This window comes from Flavobacterium piscis, assembly GCF_001686925.1.
Taxonomy (GTDB): Bacteria; Bacteroidota; Bacteroidia; order Flavobacteriales; family Flavobacteriaceae; genus Flavobacterium; species Flavobacterium piscis.
Window position 1 is genome coordinate 62,751 of record NZ_LVEN01000050.1, and the last position, 26,731, is coordinate 89,481.

The following is a 26,731-nucleotide window of genomic DNA, read 5'->3' on the forward strand; positions in this document are numbered from 1 at the left end:
CTTGACCCGAGGCTGCAAGCCGAACTGGCGAAGCAAACCTGAAACTTGAAACCTTTTTTAAAAACTTGAAACAAAAATATAAGTTAATAGGTTGCTAAGTTTTTGAGGTTTTAGTGATAAATCTCAAAAACTTAGTAACTTTGTCGCTTAGTAACTAAATAAGAATGGCTAAAGTAGTATTAGAATGTTCGTTTTGTGGAAGAAAAAAGCCAGAAACCAATTTATTGATTGCAGGTATTAATGCACATATCTGTGATAAGTGTATTGAACAAGCACACGGAATTGTATTAGAAGAATTAAAATCAAGCGGAAGCGCGAAATTAGTTGGCGACTTAATTTTAAAGAAACCAAAAGAAATCAGAGCTTTCTTAGATCAGTATGTTATTGGTCAGGATCAGACAAAAAAAGTAATGTCAGTTGCTGTTTACAATCACTACAAACGTTTAATGCAACAGCAATTAGACGATGAAGTAGAGATCGAAAAAAGTAACATCATTATGGTAGGTCAAACCGGAACCGGAAAAACATTGGTAGCCAAAACTATCGCAAAAATGTTAGACGTTCCTTTGGCTATTGTTGATGCGACTGTACTTACAGAAGCAGGTTATGTAGGAGAAGATGTCGAAAGTATTTTGACACGTCTATTACAAGCGGCTGATTATGATGTAACCAAAGCAGAAAGAGGAATCGTATTTATTGATGAAATTGATAAAATTGCCCGTAAGAGCGATAATCCATCTATAACTCGTGACGTTTCTGGAGAAGGTGTGCAACAAGCTTTATTGAAATTATTAGAAGGAACTGTTGTTAACGTGCCACCAAAAGGAGGACGTAAACATCCGGATCAAAAATTTGTTGAGGTAAATACGCAGAATATATTGTTTATTGCCGGTGGAGCTTTTGATGGAGTGGAACGTATTATTTCGAAACGTTTAAACCGTCAGGCAGTTGGATATTCTACTTCTAAAAACGTAGACAACATCGACAAAGACAATTTATTGCAATATATTATTCCAAAAGATATTAAAGATTTTGGTTTGATTCCGGAGATTATCGGTCGTTTGCCGGTTTTAACTCATATGGATCCTCTTGACAGAGAAACTTTACGTGCGATTTTGACACAACCTAAAAATGCCTTAATCAAACAATATCAAAAATTATTTTTAATGGATGATGTTGAATTTAATATTTCAGATGAAGCATTAGATTTTATTGTTGATAAAGCGTTAGAATACAAATTAGGAGCTCGTGGATTGCGTTCGCTATGTGAAGCTATCTTAACAGATGCGATGTACGAATTACCAAGTTCAGATGATAAAGTTTTGACAATCGATAAAGATTATGCAAAACATACTTTGAATAAAAATTTATTGAAGCGTATGGAAATTGCTTCGTAAATCTTGATATTACTTTGTCAAAGTTCAAAACTTTGACAAAGTTTACCTAAAACCTGCTCCTTTATTTGAGTAGGTTTTTTTTATGCTTTTTTCACACTCTTTTCGTTTCAGTTTTTATGTAAATTGGCATTATGAAAAAAATATTCCTCATCATAAGTTTGTTTTTGATGTTGTCCTGTAAAAACAAGACAGAAAAGCGAGAAGCAAGCGTTTTTAAGCCCGAAAAAGCAGTCGAAATTACTTCTAAAGAAAAACCTCGTAGCGAAATCAAAGACATTGATTACAGTACTTATTACAAAGAAGCACAACAATATTGCAAACGCAATAATCTCAATCAGGATACATTTTTCCTGATCGATTTAGGGATACATTCCGGTTTAAAGAGATTTTTTGTGTATGATTTTAAAAAGAATAAAATAACAAAATCATATATGGTAAGTCACGGTTGTGGCGATAATAGCTGGGGCGCGACGATGTCGAAAGAAAATGCACCAATAAGTAATGAGTTCGATTCGCATTGTTCTTCGATAGGTAAATTTATTATTCTGGACCGGGGAGTGAGTCAGTGGGGGATAAAAGTGAATTATGTTTTGCAGGGAAAAGAAAAGACAAATTCGCATGCCAGAAGCCGGGCGATAGTATTGCATTCCTGGGAAGCCATTTCAAGCGAAGAAGTATATCCCAAAGGAACTCCGGAAGGCTGGGGTTGTCCCGCGGTTTCTAATGTAGATATGAAAGAAATTGATAAACTCCTGAAAGAAAATAAAAAAGTCCTGATGTGGATTATTAAGTCTTGAGGTAGTTTTAACTTCCCAACCTGATTGTCTTCTAAAAATAAAAAGTTCTCGTATAGCCCTGATCGAAACGACATCCTTTTGCTGTGGGGTTCACAGCAAAAGATATAGTGGAGAGCAGGACAGGACGTCTTTTGAAAACCGAATTTCTGCTCCTGAAAAAAATTACTGCACTCTAAATTTTTCCCGATATTCTATGGGTTTCATGCCCACCATTTTAAAGAATACTTTACGGAAAGCCTTTGGATCATTATACCCTGTTTTTTCGATAATTTCCGAAATCGTAAGCTGGGTTTGTTCCAAGTATTTCTTAGAACTTTCGACTCTTATATTTTGTAAATATTCAATAGGCGGAATTCCTGTAACTTGTTTGAATCGTCGTGTCATGTTTCGGGCACTTGTGGGGATATCTTTGGTGATTTCTTCCAGTTTTTCGATGGTGTGATACTGACTTTCTATTTTTTGCTGCAACATCGCAACCAAAGTATCGTTGTGCAAATGATTGGGCCTGAAAGTACTAAAATAGCTCTGTTTGTATCGGTTTAAGTCGATGGAGAAAATTTTGGCGATTTGAACAGCAATTTCGTTTCCGCAATATTTCTGAACCAGTAAAATCAATAAATGAAAGGTTGAGGTTGAGCCGCCGCTGGTATATAAACTGCCATCTGCCGTTAGAGTTTCTTCGGCTTTTAGTTTTACCAACGGAAAAGCTTTTGTAAACGCACTACAAGCATCGACATGAGTTGTAGCCAGTTTTTCGTTTAATAATCCTGAAGCCGCAAACAAAAATGCGCCAGTACAAAAACTCGCCAATTCGGCTCCGAACTGATGTTGTTTTTTCAGCCAGGGAATAAAATTCTTGTTCTTGGCGATCATTTCGCTCATATTGTCTGTGGTAAAAGCAGGAATCAAAATTAGATCTAAAACTTGGGCTGAAACTTCTATAGCTTTCACTTCGTAACCAAACAAACGTTCTTCGTTGATTTGTTCTGAAGATTGAAATATCATAATTTCAAAATATTTATCTCCTTTAGAAAGTTTATTGGCCGTTTCAAAAACTTCTAAAATCGCAGCTATGCTTAATAATTTATAGTCGTGCGGTACAATTAAACCTACTTTCTTGCTCATGATAATCTCTGTTTTTAGAAAAATGATAACATACAAAAATAGTTAAATTGTCTTAAATGACCCTAAAGTTGGCTTTTTATGTATGTTAAAGCTTTCTGTAATATTTTAAATTTGTTTAATAAATTTTGTAAGTTTATGTATTAACTAGTATAAATTTAAGAAAAACACAATGATAACAGTACAAAATACGATTAATGCATCGATAGACAAAGTTTGGGAATTTTGGACGCAACCTGAACATATTAAGAACTGGAGTTTTGCTTCGGCAGAATGGCATACACCTTATGCGGAAAATGATTTAAGAGAAGGCGGAAAATTCAAATCGACTATGGCAGCAAAAGATGGCAGCATGAGTTTTGATCTTGGAGGTGAATATACTTTGGTAGAAAAAAATAAAGCGATTGAATATGTATTAGAAGACGGAAGAAAAGTCGAAATTACTTTTACAGAAACCCCGGACGGAGTAGAAATTATACAAAGCTTTGACCCTGAAACTCAAAATTCAGACGAAATGCAACAAGGAGGCTGGAATGCAATCCTGGATAATTTTAAAAGTTATGTAGAGCAAAATTAGTTTTTTTTGGAGGTCCAAAGGTCCAAAGTTTAGCAAAAAAAACTTTGTGACTTAGTGTCTTTGTGGTAAAACAATAAAAACAAGAAACAACAAAAAACTATGACAAAACAAATATGGCTGAATTTGCCAGTTAAGGATGTGGCAAAATCAAAAGATTTTTTCTGGAAAATCGGTTTTTCTTTTAATGAGCAACATGATACGCCTAGTTCAACATGTATGGTGGTAGGCGATTCTCATTTTGTTGTTATGCTTTTTGAAGAATCGTTATTTGCCAGTTTCTCTCAAAACAAACTGACAGATACACAATCAAGTTCAGAAGTTTTAATTTCGATTGATGCCGAAAGTGCTTCAGAAGTTGATGAATTAGCAAAAAAAGTCGAAGAAGCAGGCGGAACCATTTTTTCCCCTCCGGCAGAAAGCCAAGGCTGGATGTATGGCTTTGGTTTTGCAGATTTAGACGGCCATCGTTGGAATGTTTTATTTATGGATTTTAGTAAATTATCATAATTATGGAAACATTAGAATTTAAAATCAGAATTAAAGCACCGGCAGACAAAGTCTGGTCGGTTTTATGGAACGATGAAACTTATAAAAAATGGACAGGAGTTTTTTGTGAAGGATCATATACAATAACAGATTGGAATCAAGGTGATAAAGTGCATTTCATGTCACCAAATGGAGAAGGAATGTATAGTATTATCGAAACTAAAATTCCAAATGAATATATGGCTTTTAAACATTTAGGTGAAATAAAAGACTTTAAAGAGTTGCCTATTACCGAAGAAACAAAAAAGTGGAGCGGGGCAATGGAAACCTATCGATTAACTCCGGATGACGAATTTATAGATTTAGTCGCTCAGGTTGATACAGTCGAAAAGTATATCGATTATTTTAAAGGAGTTTTCCCGAAAGGCTTGGAAATAGTGAAGGAGCTTTCTGAAAACTAAATTGCAATTTCAATAAACAAACCATAAGTAATCATGGCAACATCAGTAAACCCTTATTTAATTTTTAACGGAAATTGCGAAGAGGCATTTTTGTTTTACAAATCAGTTTTAGGAGGAGAATTTCCGTATATCGGAAAATTTAAAGACATGCCTCCAGGTGAAGATGGCGGTTGTGCCGAAATATCAGAGAAAGATGCTGATAGAGTAATGCATGTTTCGTTACCCATTGGAAATACTATTTTAATGGGAAGTGACAGCAACGACCAATCTGGAGACGTAGTCTTTGGAGGAAATTTTTCAGTGTCTATAAATGTTGAAAGCGCAGCAGAAGCAGATAGAATCTTCAACGGACTTTCGGCAGACGGACTTATTTACATGCCAATGAATAAGACTTTTTGGGGCGCTTATTTCGGAATGTTCAAAGATAAATTCGGCGTAAGCTGGATGGTGAACTTTGATGAATCAGAACCTATGAAATAATTCAGAAGATAATTCGCCACGAATTCGCGAGTTTTAATTACTTAATTCGTGAATTCGTCGCGGAAAAAAAGCCTAACTTGTTACGTTATTTCGATAGTAAAGTATTATTGTTAAATTACTCAATAAAGTGCATTCTTGTGTGCTTTTTCTTTTCAAAAAAACAAACAATATTCTTTTTTATCAACAATAGATTGCCGATTTTTGTCGCTTCTTAAAATCAATAGATAAAATGGCAATAGAGGGTAAAGAGATTATTTTATTAAAAGTTTCAGGACATGATAAAATAGGAGTAACAGCAGGTTTAACAGCCGTATTGGCTACTTACGATGCCAATATTTTAGATATTGGTCAGGCTGATATTCATGACACACTTTCTTTAGGGATTTTGTTCGAGATCGAAGCCGGTTCAAGTTCAGGTCCTGTTTTAAAAGACCTATTGTTTAAAGCTTATGAATTAGGAGTTAAGGTAAAATTTATTCCAATTTCTGTAGAAGATTACGAAACCTGGGTAAAATCACAATCAAAACAACGCTATATCATCAATATTTTAGGAGAGAAACTGGCAGCTTCACAGTTGGCAGCGGTAACTAAAATAATGTCAGATCAAAACCTGAATATCGATTCTATTATCAGATTAACAGGCAGAACTTCTATTGTAGAAAAAGAAGAATATCCGCGTTCTTGTATACAGCTATCCGTTACCGGCGAAATTGTAAATAAGATCATCATGACAGCAAGTTTTATGGAGATTTCTAGAACTTTGAACGTCGATATTTCATTTCAGGAAGATAATATTTACAGACGAAACCGTCGTTTGGTTTGCTTCGATATGGATTCTACTTTAATCCAGACCGAAGTTATCGACGAACTCGCAGAACTAAACGGAGTAGGAGATCAGGTTCGTGCGATTACAGAATCTGCAATGAATGGCGAAATAGATTTCAACGAAAGCTTCAAACAGCGTATGGCGTTGCTGGAAGGTTTAAGCGAAGATGTTTTACAAAATGTTGCCATCAATTTACCTATTACAAAAGGTGCGCATCGTTTGATGAAAGCCCTGAAATATTACGGTTATAAAACTGCAATTCTATCCGGAGGTTTCACTTATTTTGGAGAATACCTGCAAAAAGAATTGGGTATCGATTATGTTCATGCCAATAGATTAGAGATCAAAGATGGTAAACTAACCGGTAAATATTTAGGCGAAATCGTAGACGGACAAAAGAAAGCCGAATACCTAAAAGCCATTGCCGAAAAAGAAGGAATCCACATCAATCAAACTATAGCAGTAGGAGACGGCGCCAATGACTTGCCAATGATAAATTTAGCCGGATTAGGAATCGCTTTTCATGCAAAACCAAAAGTAAAAGAAAGTGCTTCAACTTCAATATCAAGTTTAGGTCTTGATGGTGTCTTATACTTATTAGGATATCACGACCGATATATTGATATGATGTAATGTAACGTGTCGAATAAACATACAGTTTGTCATTTTGAGGAACGAAAAATCTCCACAAGTAACTCGACAATCTAAATAAATTAGACCTTAGTTTTTTAATAAAAGCTAAGGTTTTTTTATGGGCATGCCCCTCCGGGTCGGGCTATCCGTTCCACACGAGCGATAGCGAACTGACGAAGTAATCTTTTGTGTTCGCCACGGCGGACACAAAAGGATTTCCACTTCTATCCCTCATGCGATTTAGTATTTATAAGTTCATTTTGGGTCATTTGTGCTTCTATTAAGACTAGCTATTATGTTATTTTGAGCGTCTCCCATGAGTGTGCGAAACTTTTAAAAATAGGCTGAAAGCCCTAAAAAGCAATAGCGTAGTGCAACGCACTACAAATTAAGTCAAAAGGGGAAATGCCCTGAAAGGGCAAAAGAAAATTGATAATACAGATTCAAAGAAAAAGGTGTTTTAAAGCAGTACATCATGTAAAACATGGTGAAAAATGCTTTTTGAAATTAGGCTTCCGCCCTTACAGGGCTTAAAAATTATAATCGTTTTTCATTCATAGTGCTTCGCACCATGCTATTGCTAGAGCTCTTTCAGAGCAATAGGTTTCGGACACTTATAGTGTGTAGATAGTACACACACACAGCAAAGTAAAAAAAAAATAAAATTGATTATGCTCACGGGCGAGACATCCGCGCCAGCGAGAAGTTTTGTTTTGAATAGCCTCCTGCTTTACCTGGAGGGAATTAATAGAAATGAATTTAATCTATCTCAAAAGTAAAATCTACTTTTGTCCTAACGTGATATCCTTCGTGTTCTCCACAAAGCCATTTCGGAGATTTTTCTAATATTCTCTTAAGTGTTTTTCCTGTTTTTATCCCGTAATCTTTTATAATTGCAACATTCGTTATCGAACCATCCATTTCAACAATAAAATTTGCAAGAATCGATCCTTTAATATTTTTATTAATGTTTGACTTTTTGAAATTTATTTGTACGTATTCAAGAAATTTTTCTTTTCCACCAGGAAATTCTGGTTTTACTTGAACTGTTTCAAAATCATAAAGTACTTTTTGAATTGGACTTAGTGGTTCAATATTTTGAGATATCAGGCTTTGAGTGAATAGGATAAAAAGCACTAGTATGCTATTTTTCATTACTAATTTATTTTTTTAAGCTGAGTTCCTTGTACTCGTAGAAGTTTTTTAGGTCGATGTAGTCACAAGCTAGGCGATCGCATCAGCGACATAACTTCGTGAAAATTCGTGAAATTAGTGTTTAACCACACACATCTCCTTCAACTGCTCCAAATAATCCCTTTGATTAGAAAGTCTCGGAATTTTATGCTGTCCGCCTAGTTTATCACGTTCTTTCAGCCAATCATAAAACAAATTCTCACGAGCCACATTAATCACCAAAGGATTCAATGTCATATTATTGTGACGTTTCGCTTCGTAATCAGAGTTTAAGGTCTGTAACGTTTCATCCAGCACTTTCTGGAAAAGGCCAACATCAGCCGGTTTTTTCTTGAATTCGATCATCCATTCGTGTGCGCCTTTTTCTTTGTCCTGCATAAAAATTGGGGCAACCGTATAATCAATCACTTCAGTTTGGGTAATTTGGCAGGCTTTGGCAATAGCCTGATCGGTATTTTCGACCATTAATTCTTCGCCAAAAACATTAATATGATGTTTGGTTCTGCCTGTAACACGAATTCTGTATGGGTTTAAGGATGTAAAACGCACCGTATCACCAATCAAATAGCGCCATAAACCCGAATTGGTTGTAATGACAATCGCGTAGTTTTTATTCAGTTCAACATCAGCCAGACGAATTACTTTTTGATCCGGAGTTCCAAAGGTATCCATGGATATAAATTCGTAGAAAATGCCGTAATCCAGCATCAGTAATAAGTCGCTGGAATTATTCAAATCCTGAATGGCAAAGAAACCTTCAGAAGCATTATATATTTCGTAATATTTGAAATCTTTACTAGGTAAAATTTTCTTGTATTGTTCTTTATAAGGAGAAAAACTTACACCTCCGTGAAAGTAAACTTCCAGATTAGGCCAAATTTCCAATAAGTTTTGTTTGCCGGTATTTTCTAAAACCTTATTCATTAAAACCAACATCCACGAAGGAACACCCGCAAAACTGGTCACGTTTTCGTTTTTGGTTTCGTTTATGATGGCAGCAATTTTAGTTTCCCATTCGCTCATCAACGAAGTTTTGCTGCTTGGCGTACTGCTGAATTCAGCCCAGATTGGCATATTCTCAATCAAAATAGCTGATAAATCTCCAAAGAAAGTATTGTTGTTTTCGTAGATCTGAGAACTTCCGCCCAAGCGAAGACTTTTTCCTAAAAACAATTCCGAGTCTTCGTTGTTGTTCAAATACAAACAAAGCAAATCTTTACTTCCTTTATAGTGACAATCTTCAAGAGCCTCATTACTTACCGGAATAAATTTACTTTTTGCATTCGTAGTACCGCTCGATTTGGCAAACCATTTTATAGGCGTTTCCCAAAAAACTCCCTGCTCGCCCTGACGGGTACGTTCTATTAAAGGTTGTAATTCTTCATAAGTTGCGATAGGAACTCTTTCAGCAAAAGTGGCATAGGATGTAATCGATTCAAAATCATATTTCTTTCCTACAATCGTGTTTTCCGAAGCCGTCAATAAATTATGCAGCAGTTCTTCCTGAACTTCGTTGGGATATTTTAGAAAAAGTTCTATTTGATGTATCCTTTGTTTCAGGACCCAAGAGGCAAACGAATTGATTATTGATAAGGGCATGAGTTAATTTTTAGATTGCTGATTTTACATTTTAAATTTCTCTTGACACGAAAATCAAAAAATATAAAATTTGAATATCGATCGACAAATACTAACTTTGCCGTTGTATCAAAAATAGTGTTTTTTTGTAAAAAAACAGTTCTATAAAAGGAAAGATTCCAATTGATAATTGGAATTTTAACAAAATAAAAGTTCATAATACAGAGCAAATCTAATATCTGAAATCTACAATCTACAATTCTTATGACATATCAAGGAGTACTTACAAAAATGCAAACTGAATTAGGGAACCCAATACAATATTATTTGGTTTTCGAAGATAGTTTTCTACATATGAATCAACTTTTGAATAAAGAGATTGAGATTAATTTTGCAGGTTATGAATGTTTGAATTGTCATAAAAAGAAAAAAATATTCCGTCAGGGTTTTTGCTACGATTGCTTTTACTCCAGTCCTGCAGTTGGTGACTGGATTATGAGGCCGGAATTAAGTACTGCCCATCTGGGGATTGCAGATCGTGATCTGGAGTATGAACAAAAAGTACAATTACAGCCTCACGTTGTTTATCTGGCGTTGGCAAGTGAAGTAAAAGTGGGAGTAACCCGTAAAACCCAGGTTCCAACCCGTTGGATCGATCAGGGCGCAACACAGGCAGTCGCAATTGTTGAGGTTCCAAACAGATATTTAGCCGGAATTACAGAGGTCGCATTAAAAGATCATTATACGGATAAAACCAATTGGAGAAAGATGCTTCAGAATACAGGGGGAATTTTTGATCTTCTTGCTGAAAAAGTAAAAGTAGAAAGCTTAATTCCTGATGAGGCTAAAGAGTATTTTTATTCCCAAAAAAATGATCTGTATGAATTGCATTATCCGGTTCTCAATTATCCTGCAAAAGTAGCCAGTTTAAATTTGGATAAAAATCCATCGTTTCAGGGAAAATTAATAGGGATTAAAGGGCAGTATTTAATTTTTGAAAATGGAACTGTTTTTAATGTTCGCAGTTCAGAAGGGTACGTAGTCACAATAAACGTCTAGCGTTATTGGTTATTCGTCTTGTTTTTTTGACTAACTGTCTAGTATTTATTTGATTAAGAAATATTTTTAGTAGTTTTAAATTGCTTTCAACTAGTTGAATATGTGAATGTTGATACATTTGGTTACAATTTTGTAATAATTGCTTATTGAAAGAATTTAATTTTAAAAAATAAAAGAGACTAGTTTTAAACTAGTTTAAACACTCTGTTTTTTTTAAAATTTAAATGAAAATTTAATAACTCCTAAATTATTTACAAGATGGCTATTCTCAATAAAATAAATGTTTTTAGACGCGGCTTAATGCGCAATCTTACTAAGAATATTGGAAAAGCAAGATCACAAGGAGATATTATTTTAGTCGATAAAAATGACATAAAAAAAATCTTAATCTGCAGACCAAACGGAAGATTAGGAAACTTATTATTGATCACACCTCTCGTTCAGGAAGTCACAGAAATATTTCCAAATTGTAAAGTCGATTTGTTTGTTAAGGGAACGTTAGCTCCAATTATTTTTGAAAATTATGATAATATTGGTAAAATAATTGACTTACCCAGAAAGCCTTTCAAAAGTTTATTGAAATATCTGAATGTCTGGATTTCAATAAAAAAACAAAATTATGATATCGCAATTAATGTAGATCAAAACTCTTCTTCGGGACGTTTAGCCGTTCAGTTTTCAAACGCCAAGTATAAATTTTTTGGAGATTCTAATGAAGAAACCCAATTTGTAAAAAGCGATTATGAGCATATTGCCAAATATCCTGTTTATAATTTTCGAAATTATCTCACCCAGCTGCGTTTTCCAAAAAGCAATAAAATAATAGCTCCTTTAGATCTTAAGTTATCTTCTTTTGAAATGACCGAAGGCAAAAGAATTTTAAATGACTTATTCCATAACGATAAAAAAACAATCTGCATTTTTACATACGCAACAGGCGAAAAGTGTTTGTCTGAGGAGTGGTGGGGAAAATTTTACTCACAGCTTAAAGAAGAATATAAAAATTATAATATTATCGAAATCCTGCCTGTAGAAAATGTTTCGCAAATTGCTTTTAAAGCACCTACATTTTATAGTAAAGATATTCGCGAAATAGGAGCTGTCATTGCCAATGCCGATTTATTTATAGGTGCCGACAGCGGTATTATGCATTTGGCAAGTGCTGTACAAACTCCAACAATAGGGTTGTTTTCTATATCGAAGATCAAAAAATACGAACCTTATGACAATTCAAGTATTGGAATAGATGTCAAATTATATACTAAAAAGGATTATCTAAAAGTCATCAATTCCATTTTGAATAATGGAAAAATAAATAGTTATTCAAAAGCGATTTAATAAAATATAGTATAAAAAAAGAGGCATTCGTTGTAATGGATGCCTCTTTTTTTGTGTAAATCTTTGTTTTATTTTTTCTTAAATAAACCATTGATTAAGTCGCTCGCTTTTTTTGTAGCTTCTTGCGTTTTCTGCTCTTTTTCTGTTTTTGCAGCCTGTGTAGTATCTTTTGCTTTTGTATTCTTATTGATCAGGTCAGTAAGAGCCGAAGTACCTTTTTGAGTCAGTTTTTCTTTTTGCTGGTTTACCAGTTGAGTGGTTAAGCTTGTAACAGCCGTTTTCATGTCTGTAGAAACTTTCGGGTTAGAAAAATTACCTGTAATCAAAGCGTTTATCGGAATGTTTTGCAATTTTGCAGCATCTGCCGGAGACATTTTAGCAATAAAGGCGTTGGCCTCAGTTCCTAAATATTTAGCCGGTACATCTAACTTTAAGTTGTAATTCATTGTTTGATCAAAACCATGAGTTCCGCCAACAGTTACTTTGATGTCCTGATATTTAATATCAAAAGGTTTTACGTTTACTTTTCCATTTTCAAAAGTTACCGCAGCTTTAATATCATTTAAATTCACCTTACTCATATCAAGAAATTTGATATTTGAAGTTAAGGCATTTAATACCGTTGAATTTTTAGCATTCACAGTTGTCGAAAGCAATTGCCCGATTAAATCTCCTGAAATTGATTTTAAATCCGGAGTAAGTTCGTTGGCATCAAGATTACCGTTTAATTTAATAGTCGAATTTAATTTTCCATTAATGATTCCGGCAATTGGAGCAATCTTTTTCATCATGTCCAGTTGCGTAAAAGTCTGCGCAATATCCACCTGATTAAAACCTAAATTCATATCAAAAGTAGGTACTTTTGCTTTTGTAGAAACCGTTCCTGTAAGACCAATTGTTCCTCCAAAAATAGAAGTTTTAAAGTTTTCTAAAGTTGCTTTTTCATCCTTTACAATCAGTTTTCCTGAAACAGCAGTTAGTTTTAAATTGTCATACAAAACCGTGTTTGCTTTTGCATTTATGGTGCAATTCAGGAAAGCAGGAATCTTCATTGCATCAGCAGGTTTTGCAGGTGTTGCCTTTGTTCCTCCTTCTTTTCCGGTTGCAGTTCCCGTTTTAGCAGGTTCCCCGGCAGTCATAAAATCATCAACAGCTAACTGGTTCGAACTCATGTTGAAGTTTCCTCTTAGTTCTTGTTTCTTAAACATAAAACCATAGAAATTTTCTAAAACTCCATTAATGCTCAAATCACTTTTTCCGGTTGTAGCATCAAATTTTTTCAGGTTAATTGTACTTGGGTTAAACTCAACCAAAGCCGTACTAATGTTCATCGATTTATTGTTTTCGTCAGTATATTTAAATCCTGACAAACTCATCGTTCCTGCGTTTTTAATGTTTTGATATTGGCTTTTTTCTACAGATGCCATATCAAATTGTGTCGTTACATCAGCTTTTAGAATACCGGCAAGAGGTTTATCCATTTTAATTGGATATGCTTTCGAAAGATTGGCTAAATTGATAGTTCCTTTTAAAGCCGCATCTACAAACGGATTGACGGTTATGTTTTTGATATTGGCTTTAGCATTAAAAACATCCTGATCAATTCTAAAAGAAAGTTTATCTAGGTTTATATAAGTATCATTTAGAATCCCCGTTTCATTGATGATTTTTGTGTCGATTACAATATTCTGAACTGATTTTGGTAAGTTAGGATATTGAAAAGAAGCATTATTAGAAGCAATTGCAATGTTGAATTTAGGAACAGTAGTATCTGTAAGTTCTCCTTTTGCAAAACCAACAACGGTAAAATCTCCGGTTGTTTTTACACCATCTAAGCTTGAAGCATAGGCCGAAGGAATTAATCCTAAGAAATTCGTAAACGATGACGTTGGCGTTTTAAACTTTAAATCATAAACCTGACCTTTCTCCACCATCTTGATAAATCCGTCAAATTCTAATGGCAATTGGTTAATTAAAGCTTTATTTTCTTTAAAAGTATATTTACTTTGTTCTAGATCAATTCCAAGAACAGCATCTAAAGTCAGTTTTACATTTTTCATGTAATTCATTTTATCCATATCCAAAGACACGTTGGCGGTAGATTTTGTTGTCAAATCTAATTTAGAATTGGTAAAATCTCCGGTTCCCTCATGGTTCAGACTATCAATTACCATTTTTATTTTAGAACCCTGATCGATATATCTAAAAGTAAAATTCTCGATTTTATAATTTTGGATTTTTAAAGAAAGCGGTTTGCTTGCTTCGTCTGTTTTTGTTTCTTTTTTATCTTTTAAGGCAATATCAAAGTTACCAAGACCGTCTTTATTAAAAATAATATTGATTAAACCATTTGTAGAGCTTATTCCCTGAATATTCAAAGGTTCATCTTTTCCTTTAAAAAGTTCTTTAATGCTCATCTTTAAATTCAGTTCGCCTAACGAAACCAATGTGTCACCTTCAAAAGGAGCTTTGTTGATAATGACTAGTTTTTCGATCCCTACAGTTGCGTTTGGGAAGTTTTTAAACAAGCTTAAATCAGCATCGGCAAAACTTACTTTGGCATCAACACTTTCGTTGATAGCATCAGCAATTTTAGCTTTTATTTGATCTTTAAAGAAATACGGAATGGCAAATAATGCGGCTACAATCACCACGAGAACTATGGCTGTGATTTTTAAAATTTTCTTTAACATATTAATAGATTTGAGAGTTTAAATTCATAAAATGAGCTCGTACAAAAATAGTTTTTTTTGATTGAGATCAAAGCTAAAGTTTTTACAAAAAGTAGGAATATTTTTATTTTATTGAAAAATAAAAAATCCGTTTGAATATAAGTTCAAACGGATTTTTAATGATTTTATGATTTTGATTATTTTTTAATGAAAGAAATAATCTTGTTGGTCATGATTTCTGAGATTGGTAAGCTTTCATTATTATAACTTTCCATATTTGCCTGAGTGTCACCTTCGATAGTTTTCATGATATGATTCATTTTGTCTACAATCAATAGTTCGGCACTTTTATTGGCTTGCGATAAAAGTTCAGCGTCTTTTACTGTAACTTGTAAATCCTTGTTTCCTTGCAAAATTAAAACGGGAACCTTTAAAGCTTTAATCTCTGCTTGAGGATTATATTTAAACCAGGAAATTAAATAAGGCTGAATACTTGGTCTAAAAAGAGAATTCAGCATTGGGTCAATTTTTTGTGCATAATGTCCGCTTTTTAAACTATCAATAATAGGAAAAGTCATTTCTTCTAATTGTTTGTTTGACTTAGAAGCAATTTGCGCTTTAATCAATTTATCAGCAGATTCTCCCGGACCGGCAATAGAAATAAATTTGTTTGCTTTTGCTCCGGCAATCATTCCTATCAAAGAACCTTCGCTGTGCCCGATAACAATTACTTCAGAAAAACGTCTGTCTTGTTTTAATAGATTTATCCAGCTTTTGGCATCTTCAGTATAATTTTCGAATACCAAAGTTTGTTCTGTTACAGCTGAAGCTTTGCTTTCGCCAATTCCTCGTTTATCGTATCGTACTGATGCAATCCCTTTTTTTGCTAAAGCTTCTGCCAGCATTTTTAGCGAATTATTTTTCATCATCGGATTATTTCCGTTTCGGTCTGTTGGTCCTGAACCCGAAATGATTAACGCCACCGGATATTTCGTTGTGAGATCCGGAGTGGTCAGCGTACCAAAAATCTGATCGATATTAATTTTTAATATTAACGGAGATTCTTTAAACGTAAGTTCTTTTTTATCCTGAGCATTTACAAAACCCAAGAATAAAAAAGCAGCAAGAGCAAATAATTTTTTCATTTTACAAAATGTAATTATTTAATATTTAATCCAAAAGGAAGCATTGCCTGAACTCCTTTTTGTTTCTGAAGTCTTTTTACCTGCTCGATAAGCATATAATTCTCTTCACCAATTTCTTCTTTTATAAATGCTTCTTTCGATTGTGCAAATGGTAAACCTGAAAGAATATCATTGAATGTTTTCTCGTATTCAGGATAGTTTTGTGTGCTGTATGATTTTACTTTGGCAATTCGTGCAGCTTCGGCAATAGCATCATTTAATCCACCAATTTTATCCACTAAACCAATTTTTAAAGCTTCAGATCCTGACCATACTCTTCCTTGTGCAATGGCATCAACCTGAGCAAAAGTCATTTTTCTGCCTTCGGCAACATGCGTTACAAAAGTGTTGTAAATGTGTTCAACACCTTCTAAAGTAAAAGCTTTGAATTTTTCATCAACAGGTACAAACGGACTATAATTAGCCGAGTTTTCATGCGTTTTTACCTGCTCAGTATTAATTCCTAATTTATTGGCTAAAGGACTAAAATTTGGTAAAATTCCAAAAACACCAATAGAACCGGTAATAGTATTGCTTTCGGCAAAAATAGTATTGGCATTACAAGCGATATAATATCCTCCTGAAGCGGCATAATTTCCCATAGAAACAACCACAGGTTTTACTTTTTTGGTAATTTCAATTTCTCTCCAGATCAGGTCAGAAGTTAAAGCGTTTCCTCCAGGACTGTCAATTCTAAGCACGATTGCTTTTACATCTTCATTTTTACGGGCTTCTTGTAAAGAACGACGCATAGAACCTTCGCCAATTACGGTAACATCTCCTTCGCCGCTTTGTATTTCGCCTTGAGCGTAAATAATCGCAATTTGATCTGTTGCTGTATTCGTTAAAGCAGTTGTAACATTATTTTGAGTATAATCTAAAATCGAGATTTTATTATAATCGTCATCGCCGGTTACTTTCAGGGCTTTTTTAATGGCATTATGGTACACATCTTCGTAAGCGACAATATCTACTAAATGCTGCGCTTTTGCCATTTCGGGAGTTCTGGCCAATAAACCGTTTGCAATTTCATTTAATTTATCAAGCGGAATGTTTCTGCTTTTTGCAATATCGGTAGAAACCGTTGTCCAGATCGAATTTAAAAGTGCCGTAACTTGTTCTCTGTTGGCATCACTCATTTTATTTTCTAAAAACGGTTCAACAGCACTTTTGTATTTTCCGTGACGAATCACTTCCATATGAATGCCTGATTTATCCTGGAAATCTTTAAAGAACATTACTTCAGACGAAAGTCCTTTAAAATCTAAATCACCTGCAGGATTAATGTAAACTGTATTGGCGACAGAGTTTAAATAATATTCTTTTTGCGAATAAGTATTGGCGTACGCCCAAACAAATTTTCCTGATTTTTTGAAACTTTCAAGTGCGTTTCTCAAATCTTTATATTGAGCTAATCCTAAAGAAGATTCATCATTAAGTATTGAAATTCCTTTAATATTATCATCTGTTTTTGCTGCTTCGATCGCATTAATAACATCGGTCAAACCAACTCCTTTTTTATCAGAGAAAACAGTTACCCACGGATCTTTGTATTTTCCGGCATAATCGTTTTGAATTTGTTTTAAATTTAATTCTATAACAGAATCACTTTTGACAGAAACAGTATCGTCTCCTCCAAAAATAGCTCCGATAAGAATTATTCCAAAAAAGAAGAACATAATAAATACAAAAATACCGACAACTGTGGCAATTACATTTCCTAAAAACTTCATAAGTATATTTTTTTTAATAAGTAGCGAAAAAGGCTGGTTTGTTACAAATGTACTCTAAAAACAAATTATTTCGAATATACGATTTGATCAAATAGTTGTGCTTTTTACATTTTTAACTATCTTAATTAAAGATAGGATATTTTGTATCATATCAGCAATTTTTTAGGAAGTTATAAGAAATAAAAAATCAGAAACAGTTCGAAACTTCTAATTCTTGATTTAAATAATATGGGTAATTCTAAAATAGTTTTAGTTAATTTGCATTTATTATGAAGTCACAGCATCAAGTCGTTTTATCTATAGGGAGTAATCAGGGAAACAGGTTAGCAAACATCGAAAGTTGTATCGATTTGATACATCAGGAAGTAGGAACTGTAATCAGGGTTTCAAAACTATACGAAACTCCCGCCTGGGGTTTTGAAAGCGATGCTTTTTATAACTGTGCTCTCCTTTTACATACTACTTCATCAGCACAAAAAATACTAAATCAGGTTTTAAAAGTCGAAAAACATTTAGGGCGAATCCGTTCGAATCAGGAAGGCTATCAATCCCGAATTATCGATATTGATTTAATTGCTTTTGATGATGAAATTATTGATTCTGAAAAACTGAAAATTCCGCATCCTTTAATGCAGAACAGAAATTTTGTTTTGATGCCGGTTCAGGATTTAAAATTAGACTGGAAACATCCTGTTTTTCAAAAATCGGTTTCAGAATTAATTGCCGTTTCACCAGATGACAGTGTTTGTACAGTAGTTCAGGATTTAAAAAATCCTCTACGCGAAATAGCCTTAGAAACCTTTAATTATATTGCTTTTGAAGGAAATATAGGAGCAGGAAAAACAACTTTGGTACAAAAAATTGCTGAAGATTTTAATGCCAAAACAGTTTTAGAGCGTTTTGCCGATAATCCTTTTTTACCTAAATTTTATAAGGATCAAAATAGATATGCTTTTCCATTGGAAATGTCTTTTCTTGCAGATCGTTATCAGCAATTATCAGATGATTTGGCGCAGTTTGATTTGTTTAAAGATTTCATAGTAGCCGATTATCATATTTTTAAATCTTTGATTTTTGCCAAAATTACCCTGGCAGAAGATGAATATCGTTTGTATCGAAACTTATTCGATATTATTTATAAAGAAATGCCAAAACCTGATTTGTACGTTTATCTGTATCAGAATTCAGAACGATTGCTTCAGAATATCAAAAAACGCGGTAGAACTTACGAACAGAATATTGAGGCAGAATATTTGGATAAAATTAATAATGGTTATCTGGATTATATTAAATCCCAAAAAGACCTCAATGTCCTTATTATAGATGTTTCAGATCGTGATTTTGTAAAAAAGCACGAAGACTATCTTTTTATATTAGATGAAATTCAGAAAAAAATAAATTAATTAGAGAATTAGAGAATGTGTCAATTAGATAATTCTAATAGCGTATTTGAATTATCTAATTAACAGAATTATCTCTTCAAAGAAAAATGACCTTTAAAAACAGGATGTGTATTGTCAATTTTTAGCGCATACCAATAATCAGAAGCGGGAAGAGGCATTTTATTAAAAGTTCCGTCCCAACTCATTTTAGCAGCGGTAAGTTGTGCAATTAGTTTTCCGTAGCGATCAAAAATGGTGACTTGCGCCTGCGGATAATTTTCCATTCCGGTTACTTGCCATACGTCATTATAAGAATCATTGTTTGGAGTGAAAAAAGGAGGGAACACAAGTACAACAAATTCTTGGATAATTTGTCCGCAACCGCTTTTTTCTCTAACATAAGCTGTTTGTAATCCTCCGGAAACATCAAAAAAAGTATTTGAATCCTGAAAGTTTATTCCATCAACAGAAAATTCAAAATAATCGGCTTCTTTTTTAAGATAAATTACAGCTGTAGTTCCGTTTACATCAATTCGATCTATTTGCGGAATTTGATGTTCTTCGACTACTATTGTTTTTCTGCTCGTGCAATTTTCGGGAGCAGGACTTGTAACGTCTACGGTGTAAGTTCCGCCTGTAGTAACATCAATAGTGGGCGATGTTGCACCGGTATTCCATACATAAGTCATTCCCGAAATTCCTGCGTCAAGTGTTATAGTCTGAAATTGACATAAAGGTAAAGTTTCGTCAGTGACAATAGGAGGCGTATAGATGACAATGTTTACAACTGTACGATCAGTATTAATGCAAGTGCCATTTGAGGCCTGTGCATAATAAGTAATATTGTTCGAAATGGCTGGTGTTGTAAAACTATTTCCTGTATAAACACTATTTCCTCCAGCAGAAGATGTAAACCAACTGATAGTACCCATATTAGAATTGGCTTCGAGAGTTACGCTTCCAGGTCCGCAATTATAAACTGTTGAAGATGCTGCAACTGGGGTTGAAGGTGTTGTATTTACAGTAGCAACAACTGATTTTCTGTTTGATTCACAACCGGCATCAACATAATAAGTTGTTGTTGTAGTTAGAGTTGGAGTAGTGTAAGTGTTTCCTGTTCCCAGTAAAGTTCCACCAACAGCCTCGTTGTACCAACTAATTGTTGAGCCAGCTGTTGCTGTAGCGCTAAATGTAAAACTCCCGGAATCACACACAGGACTCGGATTTGCGGCAGGTGTTGCAACGGGAATTGTAATTTTGGTACTCGCAGCAATTTCTAACGGTAATTCGCCAGGCATTCCGCCATATTCTACTACATAACCTTTGGGCTGGTAATTACCACTTGTATCTCCCATATTTGATAAATCATTCCATGATCCTCTTATTCCAACTCCGGGTTGGGTAATATGGGCATAGTCTTCATCTCCCTGATTATTGGGTTCGCCAGTATTCCAGAAAGCAAAATTTGGAGTAGAGCCATTTACTGCTCCATTCCAGAAGACAGTGCCTTCTTCAGGTCCTGTAACCCATTTCCATACACCTTCAGTTTCTGAGTCACTTCCACCAATCCATCCGGTTCCTGAAGCTTGTTCACCAATTAATTTAGCTTCATCTGCAGATAATATAGTAGCCAGATAACCTTGTAATCCGTAATAATTACTGTTTTCGGCAGCAGTTTTTGCTGCGGTCCAGGAAATACCAATGCTGGGAACAAATAAATAGTAATGTTGAGTAGATGGAAGATAATTGGCGTTACCAATCGTGATAGAAAAAGTTTTAGTTCCGGAAGCGGTAGCCGAAGAATTGGAGAATATCACATCTTTGATAGCAGATTCTAAATCAGTATATAAAACATTACCACCTGTTGCACTTGATATTTTTAATTTTCCGGCAGTAGCATCCCAACTTGTAGTGATTGAAGGATGTGTTGCAGCGTTTGAAAGAGCTAATTGATCGAAACCACTGGAATAACCTGAAGAGACCTGGATATATCCGGCTTCAGTTCCCGGTTCTAAGGGATCATGAGTAATGATAATGCTGGTTACAACATTAGTAGTAGTTTGTGGACAGTAAAATTGATCTCCGCTAGCTTTAATTGACGGAGGAACGATGGCAAGACCTAAAGAGCCCTTTTTTTTGTTTGGCTTAAGAGTGTCATTCGTTATCTTAATTAGACATCTGTCTAAAGATCTAATTTTTTCAATTGAATAAGACTGTTTAAAGCTTAATACAAAAAATATTATGATTATTTTTAAGAAATTGATACTTTTCATTTTATAAAAGTATCAATTTTATAATAACAAAAAAATATATTTAAATATCTAACATTTAAACCTTAAATCTTCTTTAAAAATAACATTTTATGAAAGGAAATTCTGTTATTAAATAGTGCTTGGCCAATTTAATTTTTGAAATAAATCCCAAACTACAATTCCTGCACTTACTGCAATGTTTAAGGAGTGTTTTGTTCCTAATTGAGGAATCTCGATACAGCCATCACAAATTGCAACTGCTTCCTGTGCTACGCCATAAACCTCATTTCCAAAGACAAGAGCGTATTTTTGATTTTGCTTCACTTTAAAATCCTGAAGAAAAACAGAACTTTCAACCTGTTCAATAGCCATTGTTATTACGTTCTCTTTTTTAAGATTTTCAATAACTTCTAATACGTTTTCATGATGTTCCCAAGCCACAGTTTCAGTAGCGCCAAGAGCGGTTTTATGAATTTCTTTATTGGGAGGAGTTGCTGTAATACCGCACAGAATTATTTTTTCGACCAAAAAAGCGTCAGAAGTTCTAAATACAGATCCAATGTTGTGTAGGCTGCGAATGTCGTCTAACACTATTATAAGAGGAGTTTTGTCTGATTTTTTAAAATCTTCAATCGATTTTCTGTCAAGTTCGCTATTTTCGAGTTTTCTCATTTGTGTTGTATTCAGGTCATAAAAAAAGCTTCCAAAGATAAGGAAGCTTTTTCGAATTATTTTATTTTGTTTTTCAGATTAGCTTTTAACCGGATCTGGTAAAACTGTACCTTTAATAGTAAGTACTTTTGTTGGTTGTCCTTCAGCATTAGAAGTTACAGTTACAGTTTTAGTAAAAGTACCTACTCTGTCAGTAGCATATTTTACACCAATAATACCTTTAGCACCCGGAGCGATTGGCTCTTTTGGAGTTGTTGGTACAGTACAACCACAAGATCCTTGTGTATTTGTAATGATTAGTGGTTTAGTTCCGTTGTTTACAAAAACAAATTCACGTTTTCCGTCAGCATTGTGAGCGATAGTTCCGTAGTCAATAGTTTCTGTTTCGAAAGCCATTCCTGCTCCTTCAACCTTAGCAACCTTAGCAGCTTTAGCTGTTGTTTTTTTAGCTTGAGCGTTAGAAGCAGTAATTCCAACTACAGCTAACATAGCGAATAAAATTATTTTTTTCATCTTTAGAATCTTTGTTTTAATTATGAACAAATCTATAGAAAAATCTAATATCTTAATATAAAAATATCTTAAAATATTTTAATTTTTGATCCACTTCGATATTCCTTTAAAATATTATAAATTCGCTATCTTAATTTTTCATTTAAAAGACAATAATTTGGCAGCGAAAGAGAAAGTGGTGAAAGAAACACCCTTAATGAAACAGTACAACGAAATCAAGAGAAAATATCCTGATGCATGTCTGCTTTTTAGAGTGGGTGATTTTTACGAAACCTTTGGCGAAGACGCGATTAGGGCATCAAAAATCCTTGGAATAACCTTGACCAAAAGAGGTGCTGGTTCTGAAACAGAAACAGCTTTGGCAGGTTTTCCGCATCATTCTATTAATACTTATTTGCCAAAATTGGTTAAAGCCGGACTTCGTGTAGCGATTTGCGATCAGCTTGAAGATCCTAAAATGACCAAAACTATCGTGAAACGTGGCGTTACTGAGTTGGTAACTCCGGGAGTTTCTTTAAATGATGAAGTTTTACAATCCAAAACAAACAACTTTTTAGCATCAGTTTATTTTGCTAATAAAAATATAGGAGTTTCTTTTCTGGACGTTTCGACCGGAGAGTTTTTGACGGCTCAGGGAAATGCAGAATATATAGATAAGTTATTGCAGAATTTTAATCCAAGTGAAATTCTGGTGCCTAAAAATAATAAAGGAGATTTTAAAGCTTCTTTCGGCGAAGATTTTCATACTTTTTATCTGGAAGACTGGATTTATAAAGAAGATTATGCTGTAGAAACCCTGACTAAACATTTTCAGACCGTTTCATTAAAAGGGTTTGGAATCGAAGAATTAAAAGAAGGGATTATTGCTTCGGGAGCGATTTTGTATTATTTGTCTGAAACGCAGCACAATCGTGTCCAGCATATAACCGCAATTCAGCGTATTGCAGAAGATGCTTATGTTTGGATGGATCGTTTTACCATTAGAAACTTAGAATTATATCATAGTTACAATCCAAATGCAGTAACGCTTTTAGATGTTATCGACAGAACGCTTTCGCCAATGGGCGGTCGTTTGTTAAAACGTTGGCTTGCTTTACCGTTAAAAGATAGCAATAAGATAAAAGGACGTCATGATGTGGTTTCGTATCTGAAATCAAATTCTGAAGTTCTGTATAATATTCAATATCAAATTAAGCAAATTTCAGATTTAGAGCGTTTAATTTCTAAAATCGCTGCGGGGAAAGTTTCACCGAGAGAAATTGTGTATTTAAAAGAATCTCTGGATGCTATTATTCCAATAAAAACTTTGGCCTTGCAAAGTCCGCAGGAAGCTGTAAAAGTTATTGGGGATAGTTTGCATGCTTGTGATTTATTGAGAGAGAAGATCAAAACAACTTTGAATCAGGATGCGCCTGTCGCAATTGCAAAAGGAAATGCAATTGCAAGAGGTATTAGTGAAGAGTTAGATGATTTACGTGATATTTCAACTTCTGGGAAAGAGTATTTGGAAGGAATCGAAAAAAGAGAATCAGAAAGAACAGGGATTTCTTCTTTAAAAATATCCTTCAATAATGTTTTTGGATATTATATTGAAGTAAGAAATACGCATAAAGATAAAGTGCCGACAGAATGGATTCGTAAACAAACTCTTGTAAATGCCGAACGTTATATTACAGAGGAATTAAAAGAATACGAAACGAAAATTCTGGGTGCCGAAGAGAAAATTCATAAAATCGAATCAGAGCTTTTTGAGCAATTAGTAGCCTGGATTGCGACTTATATCAAACCAGTTCAAATGAATGCTAATCTGATAGCGCAATTAGATTGTTTGTGTTCGTTTACGCAATTGGCTGTAGAGAATAAATATGTTTGTCCTGAAATTGATGAAACATTCGAACTCGAAATCAAGAACGGTAGACATCCTGTTATCGAAAAACAATTGCCGGTAGGAACTCCTTATATTGCCAACGATGTTTATTTAGACAGAGAAACGCAGCAAATTATAATGATTACCGGACCCAACATGTCGGGTAAGTCGGCTATTTTAAGGCAAACGGCTTTGATTGTATTATTGGCTCAAATGGGAAGTTTTGTTCCTGCTGATAGCGTGAGAATGGGAATTGTAGATAAAATCTTTACCAGAGTAGGAGCGTCGGACAATATTTCGATGGGAGAATCTACTTTTATGGTCGAGATGAACGAAACGGCTTCGATTTTGAATAATATCTCAGATCGTAGTTTGGTGCTGTTAGATGAAATTGGTAGAGGAACCAGTACCTATGACGGAATCTCGATTGCCTGGGCGATTGCTGAATTTTTGCACGAACATCCAGGAAAGCCTAAAACTTTGTTTGCGACACATTATCATGAATTAAACGAAATGACGGAATCGTTACCGAGAATTCAAAATTACAATGTTGCGGTAAAAGAATTAAAAGATACCGTTCTTTTTATCAGAAAGCTGGTAAAAGGAGGAAGTGCCCATAGTTTTGGAATTCATGTTGCAAAAATGGCGGGAATGCCTCAGATTGTAATTTTGAAAGCACAAAAGTTATTAAAAAAATTAGAAAAGAATCATTCAAGCGATGCATTAAACGGGATAAAAGAAACTGCTGACGAAATGCAAATGAGTTTCTTTAATCTGGATGATCCTTTGTTAGAAGAAATAAAAGAAGAGATCATGAGTCTTGATATAAATGCGATAACACCAGTCGAAGCATTGATGAAGCTTAACGAGATTAAAAGAATGTTGGTTAAAAAATAATTTCAGATTTAAAGTTTAGGTTATCAGAAAGTTATAAAATAAGTATATTTTTTTTTCAAAAAACGCTTGTATAATTGAATAAATGTCCTAAATTTGCACTCGCAATACAGAACAAGTCAGGTATTGCGTAGTTCTTACAAGAATTTGAAATGCGAAAATAGCTCAGTTGGTAGAGCGCGACCTTGCCAAGGTCGAGGTCGCGGGTTCGAGCCCCGTTTTTCGCTCAATGTCATATTAATGCTCGGATGGTGAAATTGGTAGACACGCTGGACTTAAAATCCAGTGAACAGCAATGTTCGTGCGGGTTCAAGTCCCGCTCTGAGTACTAAAGCCTCTTCTTTTGAAGAGGCTTTTTTTATTGTGTAAACTCGCGCAACATAAAATAAATTTGCGAAGTAAATTTATTTTAATGAATCTAAGAATCTATCCCGATAGCTATCGGGACTAAGAATTTAAAATCAACAATCTAAAATCTAAAATAATAAATGGGTGCTTTCGTAATTAGCAAGAGGTTTAACGATGAGTATAAGTTCGTGTTTACTTCAAGAAAGGGTAAAGTGATCTTTACGAGTTTGAGTTATGAATTGAAATTTGAAGGTGAGGAGGATATTGAAAAGTTTAAGGCAAATATAGATCAGGCTAAGTTTTTAAAATTTAAAGGTTCTGGAGGGAAATATTTCTTTAAGTTAATGTTAGGTGAGGTTCACTTCGCAACAAGTCGTAAGTATACTACGGAGTTGCTTTTGCAAAAGGGAATAAAGGAGATTGTAACGTACGGTGCAAGATCTGAGATTTTAGATTTTTCGTCGAGTGAGTTGATTTTTGAAGATGAAGAGGAAGAGGTGGAAGTAGGAGAAGAGGTGGAAGATTAGAGTAAAATTCCAATGTTGTAAATTCTAAATTCCAATAATTTGGTCGCTTATTTGATTTTGTTTAATAAGTTTTGAAAAAAAAAATCCCGAATTCCAAAAAGACATTAAGTGTTGTTGGAATTCGGGATTTGTGCTATTGAACTTGGAGTTTAAAATATTGGAATTTTAAATTAGTTTTTGAGCATAAAAAAAACCATCTCAAGGATGGTTTTAAAATTTTTAGAACTTAGGTTCTAATTATTTTTTTACTTCTTCTACTTTAGCAGCAGCAGAATCAACTTTAGCAGCAGCAGAATCAACAGTTGCAGCAGCAGAATCAACTACAGCAGCAGCAGAATCAACAGCAACAGCAGTAGAATCTACAGACTCAGTAGCTGCAGCATCAGCTTTTTTACAAGAAACAACAGTTAAAACAGCAACAACAGCTAAACTTAAAAATACTTTTTTCATCTTACTTTATTATAAAAGGTTAATTATTAATTCGTGGCAAAGATATAAATTTTTTAATATGTAAAATATTTTTTCACTTTTTTTTTAAAATATTTTCATTGCTCACGATTATCTTAGTTATCAAATAATATGCCAAAATGCTAAAATTATGTTATATTGTTGTATTTTTCGAATAAATTATTTTTTGTTGAATATTCAATAAGAGAATTGGCTGTTTCTATTCTCTTCCTTGCGGTTTATTTTGTTTTTGATTCATTATTTGATAAGCTAAAAAAGCGAAAAAGAGCTT

The 26,731-nt window shown here is 34.2% G+C and carries 22 protein-coding genes and 2 tRNA genes; 14 read left to right on the forward strand and 10 right to left on the reverse strand.

Annotation, left to right across the window (positions count from 1 at the left end):
• The first annotated feature begins 164 nt into the window (after positions 1–164).
• Together clpX and FLP_RS24280 are read left to right on the forward strand one after the other, a co-directional pair.
• Complete coding sequence (gene clpX / locus FLP_RS24275) at positions 165–1,397, forward strand: ATP-dependent Clp protease ATP-binding subunit ClpX (RefSeq protein WP_065452079.1); 1,233 nt, start codon at positions 165–167, stop codon at positions 1,395–1,397.
• 131 nt (positions 1,398–1,528) lie between these two features.
• Entirely contained in the window at positions 1,529–2,194 is a 666-nt protein-coding gene (locus FLP_RS24280) for a murein L,D-transpeptidase catalytic domain-containing protein (protein ID WP_065452080.1), read from the forward strand.
• A 162-nt stretch (positions 2,195–2,356) separates the two neighbouring features.
• Here FLP_RS24280 and FLP_RS24285 read toward each other — a convergent pair whose 3' ends face one another.
• Positions 2,357–3,319: a GlxA family transcriptional regulator gene (locus tag FLP_RS24285; protein WP_065452081.1), complete on the reverse strand. Its 963-nt coding sequence runs from the start codon at positions 3,317–3,319 to the stop codon at positions 2,357–2,359.
• 169 nt (positions 3,320–3,488) lie between these two features.
• On the opposite strand from FLP_RS24285, the gene FLP_RS24290 reads away from it, so the two are divergent.
• The 5 genes from FLP_RS24290 to serB all read left to right on the forward strand — a co-directional run bounded on the left by FLP_RS24290 (position 3,489) and on the right by serB (position 6,779).
• The gene (locus FLP_RS24290) at positions 3,489–3,893 is read left to right on the forward strand and encodes an SRPBCC family protein (protein ID WP_065452082.1); all 405 of its coding nucleotides are present in this window, start codon (positions 3,489–3,491) and stop codon (positions 3,891–3,893) included.
• 99 nt (positions 3,894–3,992) lie between these two features.
• Positions 3,993–4,400: a VOC family protein gene (locus FLP_RS24295; RefSeq protein ID WP_065452083.1), complete on the forward strand. Its 408-nt coding sequence runs from the start codon at positions 3,993–3,995 to the stop codon at positions 4,398–4,400.
• 2 nt (positions 4,401–4,402) lie between these two features.
• Positions 4,403–4,840: an SRPBCC family protein gene (locus FLP_RS24300; protein ID WP_065452084.1), complete on the forward strand. Its 438-nt coding sequence runs from the start codon at positions 4,403–4,405 to the stop codon at positions 4,838–4,840.
• A 33-nt stretch (positions 4,841–4,873) separates the two neighbouring features.
• Positions 4,874–5,320 (forward strand): VOC family protein, encoded by a 447-nt coding sequence (locus FLP_RS24305; protein ID WP_065452085.1) that lies wholly within the window; start codon positions 4,874–4,876, stop codon positions 5,318–5,320.
• A gap of 229 nt (positions 5,321–5,549) precedes the next feature.
• Entirely contained in the window at positions 5,550–6,779 is a 1,230-nt protein-coding gene (gene serB, locus FLP_RS24310; RefSeq protein WP_065452086.1) for a phosphoserine phosphatase SerB, read from the forward strand.
• Between the two features lie 759 nt (positions 6,780–7,538).
• Here serB and FLP_RS24315 read toward each other — a convergent pair.
• Entirely contained in the window at positions 7,539–7,934 is a 396-nt protein-coding gene (locus FLP_RS24315; protein ID WP_065452087.1) for a hypothetical protein, read from the reverse strand.
• A gap of 114 nt (positions 7,935–8,048) precedes the next feature.
• Positions 8,049–9,572 carry a GH3 auxin-responsive promoter family protein gene (locus FLP_RS24320; RefSeq protein ID WP_065452088.1) on the reverse strand — a complete coding sequence of 508 codons (1,524 nt, stop codon included), beginning with the start codon at positions 9,570–9,572 and terminating at the stop codon, positions 8,049–8,051.
• Between the two features lie 243 nt (positions 9,573–9,815).
• On the opposite strand from FLP_RS24320, the gene FLP_RS24325 reads away from it, so the two are divergent.
• Together FLP_RS24325 and FLP_RS24330 are read left to right on the forward strand one after the other, a co-directional pair.
• On the forward strand, positions 9,816–10,610 hold the full coding sequence (locus tag FLP_RS24325) for a DUF2797 domain-containing protein (protein ID WP_065452089.1): 795 nt from the start codon (positions 9,816–9,818) through the stop codon (positions 10,608–10,610).
• Positions 10,611–10,868: 258 nt separating this feature from the next.
• Positions 10,869–11,948, forward strand: a complete 1,080-nt coding sequence (locus tag FLP_RS24330) for a glycosyltransferase family 9 protein (RefSeq protein WP_065452090.1) — start codon at positions 10,869–10,871, stop codon at positions 11,946–11,948.
• A gap of 68 nt (positions 11,949–12,016) precedes the next feature.
• On the opposite strand, the gene FLP_RS24335 is transcribed toward FLP_RS24330, so the two are convergent.
• The 3 genes from FLP_RS24335 to sppA form a co-directional block, all read right to left on the reverse strand.
• On the reverse strand, positions 12,017–14,641 hold the full coding sequence (locus tag FLP_RS24335) for an AsmA family protein (RefSeq protein WP_065452091.1): 2,625 nt from the start codon (positions 14,639–14,641) through the stop codon (positions 12,017–12,019).
• A 176-nt stretch (positions 14,642–14,817) separates the two neighbouring features.
• A complete protein-coding gene (locus FLP_RS24340) occupies positions 14,818–15,765 on the reverse strand; it encodes an alpha/beta hydrolase (RefSeq protein WP_065452092.1) in 948 nt (315 codons plus the stop codon).
• A 14-nt stretch (positions 15,766–15,779) separates the two neighbouring features.
• The gene (sppA, locus tag FLP_RS24345) at positions 15,780–17,537 is read right to left on the reverse strand and encodes a signal peptide peptidase SppA (protein WP_065452093.1); all 1,758 of its coding nucleotides are present in this window, start codon (positions 17,535–17,537) and stop codon (positions 15,780–15,782) included.
• A gap of 269 nt (positions 17,538–17,806) precedes the next feature.
• Here sppA and folK point away from each other — a divergent pair, with 269 nt between their 5' ends.
• Positions 17,807–18,940 carry a 2-amino-4-hydroxy-6-hydroxymethyldihydropteridine diphosphokinase gene (gene folK, locus FLP_RS24350; protein WP_065452094.1) on the forward strand — a complete coding sequence of 378 codons (1,134 nt, stop codon included), beginning with the start codon at positions 17,807–17,809 and terminating at the stop codon, positions 18,938–18,940.
• Positions 18,941–19,008: 68 nt separating this feature from the next.
• Here the strand turns inward: folK and FLP_RS24355 are convergent, their stop codons facing one another.
• The 3 genes from FLP_RS24355 to FLP_RS24365 all read right to left on the reverse strand — a co-directional run bounded on the left by FLP_RS24355 (position 19,009) and on the right by FLP_RS24365 (position 22,356).
• Positions 19,009–21,192: a T9SS type B sorting domain-containing protein gene (locus FLP_RS24355; RefSeq protein ID WP_065452095.1), complete on the reverse strand. Its 2,184-nt coding sequence runs from the start codon at positions 21,190–21,192 to the stop codon at positions 19,009–19,011.
• A gap of 108 nt (positions 21,193–21,300) precedes the next feature.
• Entirely contained in the window at positions 21,301–21,843 is a 543-nt protein-coding gene (locus FLP_RS24360; RefSeq protein WP_065452096.1) for an RNA methyltransferase, read from the reverse strand.
• 78 nt (positions 21,844–21,921) lie between these two features.
• Entirely contained in the window at positions 21,922–22,356 is a 435-nt protein-coding gene (locus FLP_RS24365) for a DUF1573 domain-containing protein (protein ID WP_065452097.1), read from the reverse strand.
• A 157-nt stretch (positions 22,357–22,513) separates the two neighbouring features.
• Here FLP_RS24365 and mutS point away from each other — a divergent pair, with 157 nt between their 5' ends.
• The 4 genes from mutS to FLP_RS24385 all read left to right on the forward strand — a co-directional run bounded on the left by mutS (position 22,514) and on the right by FLP_RS24385 (position 25,992).
• Positions 22,514–25,120: a DNA mismatch repair protein MutS gene (gene mutS, locus FLP_RS24370; protein WP_065452215.1), complete on the forward strand. Its 2,607-nt coding sequence runs from the start codon at positions 22,514–22,516 to the stop codon at positions 25,118–25,120.
• Between the two features lie 151 nt (positions 25,121–25,271).
• Positions 25,272–25,344, forward strand: a tRNA-Gly gene (locus FLP_RS24375).
• A gap of 15 nt (positions 25,345–25,359) precedes the next feature.
• Positions 25,360–25,445: transfer RNA gene (locus tag FLP_RS24380), tRNA-Leu, on the forward strand.
• A 160-nt stretch (positions 25,446–25,605) separates the two neighbouring features.
• Positions 25,606–25,992: a DUF1508 domain-containing protein gene (locus FLP_RS24385; RefSeq protein WP_065452098.1), complete on the forward strand. Its 387-nt coding sequence runs from the start codon at positions 25,606–25,608 to the stop codon at positions 25,990–25,992.
• 237 nt (positions 25,993–26,229) lie between these two features.
• Here FLP_RS24385 and FLP_RS24390 read toward each other — a convergent pair whose 3' ends face one another.
• On the reverse strand, positions 26,230–26,442 hold the full coding sequence (locus FLP_RS24390) for a PG1828 family lipoprotein (protein WP_055095081.1): 213 nt from the start codon (positions 26,440–26,442) through the stop codon (positions 26,230–26,232).
• Between the last annotated feature and the right edge of the window lie 289 nt (positions 26,443–26,731).

Bases quoted from the DNA above. Each gene is read 5' to 3' on its own strand.
- clpX (WP_065452079.1), top strand. From the start codon at position 165: ATGGCTAAAGTAGTATTAGAATGTTCGTTTTGTGGAAGAAAAAAGCCA.
- FLP_RS24280 (WP_065452080.1), top strand. From the start codon at position 1,529: ATGAAAAAAATATTCCTCATCATAAGTTTGTTTTTGATGTTGTCCTGT.
- FLP_RS24285 (WP_065452081.1), bottom strand. From the start codon at position 3,319: ATGAGCAAGAAAGTAGGTTTAATTGTACCGCACGACTATAAATTATTA.
- FLP_RS24290 (WP_065452082.1), top strand. From the start codon at position 3,489: ATGATAACAGTACAAAATACGATTAATGCATCGATAGACAAAGTTTGG.
- FLP_RS24295 (WP_065452083.1), top strand. From the start codon at position 3,993: ATGACAAAACAAATATGGCTGAATTTGCCAGTTAAGGATGTGGCAAAA.
- FLP_RS24300 (WP_065452084.1), top strand. From the start codon at position 4,403: ATGGAAACATTAGAATTTAAAATCAGAATTAAAGCACCGGCAGACAAA.
- FLP_RS24305 (WP_065452085.1), top strand. From the start codon at position 4,874: ATGGCAACATCAGTAAACCCTTATTTAATTTTTAACGGAAATTGCGAA.
- serB (WP_065452086.1), top strand. From the start codon at position 5,550: ATGGCAATAGAGGGTAAAGAGATTATTTTATTAAAAGTTTCAGGACAT.
- FLP_RS24315 (WP_065452087.1), bottom strand. From the start codon at position 7,934: ATGAAAAATAGCATACTAGTGCTTTTTATCCTATTCACTCAAAGCCTG.
- FLP_RS24320 (WP_065452088.1), bottom strand. From the start codon at position 9,572: ATGCCCTTATCAATAATCAATTCGTTTGCCTCTTGGGTCCTGAAACAA.
- FLP_RS24325 (WP_065452089.1), top strand. From the start codon at position 9,816: ATGACATATCAAGGAGTACTTACAAAAATGCAAACTGAATTAGGGAAC.
- FLP_RS24330 (WP_065452090.1), top strand. From the start codon at position 10,869: ATGGCTATTCTCAATAAAATAAATGTTTTTAGACGCGGCTTAATGCGC.
- FLP_RS24335 (WP_065452091.1), bottom strand. From the start codon at position 14,641: ATGTTAAAGAAAATTTTAAAAATCACAGCCATAGTTCTCGTGGTGATT.
- FLP_RS24340 (WP_065452092.1), bottom strand. From the start codon at position 15,765: ATGAAAAAATTATTTGCTCTTGCTGCTTTTTTATTCTTGGGTTTTGTA.
- sppA (WP_065452093.1), bottom strand. From the start codon at position 17,537: ATGAAGTTTTTAGGAAATGTAATTGCCACAGTTGTCGGTATTTTTGTA.
- folK (WP_065452094.1), top strand. From the start codon at position 17,807: ATGAAGTCACAGCATCAAGTCGTTTTATCTATAGGGAGTAATCAGGGA.
- FLP_RS24355 (WP_065452095.1), bottom strand. From the start codon at position 21,192: ATGAAAAGTATCAATTTCTTAAAAATAATCATAATATTTTTTGTATTA.
- FLP_RS24360 (WP_065452096.1), bottom strand. From the start codon at position 21,843: ATGAGAAAACTCGAAAATAGCGAACTTGACAGAAAATCGATTGAAGAT.
- FLP_RS24365 (WP_065452097.1), bottom strand. From the start codon at position 22,356: ATGAAAAAAATAATTTTATTCGCTATGTTAGCTGTAGTTGGAATTACT.
- FLP_RS24385 (WP_065452098.1), top strand. From the start codon at position 25,606: ATGGGTGCTTTCGTAATTAGCAAGAGGTTTAACGATGAGTATAAGTTC.
- FLP_RS24390 (WP_055095081.1), bottom strand. From the start codon at position 26,442: ATGAAAAAAGTATTTTTAAGTTTAGCTGTTGTTGCTGTTTTAACTGTT.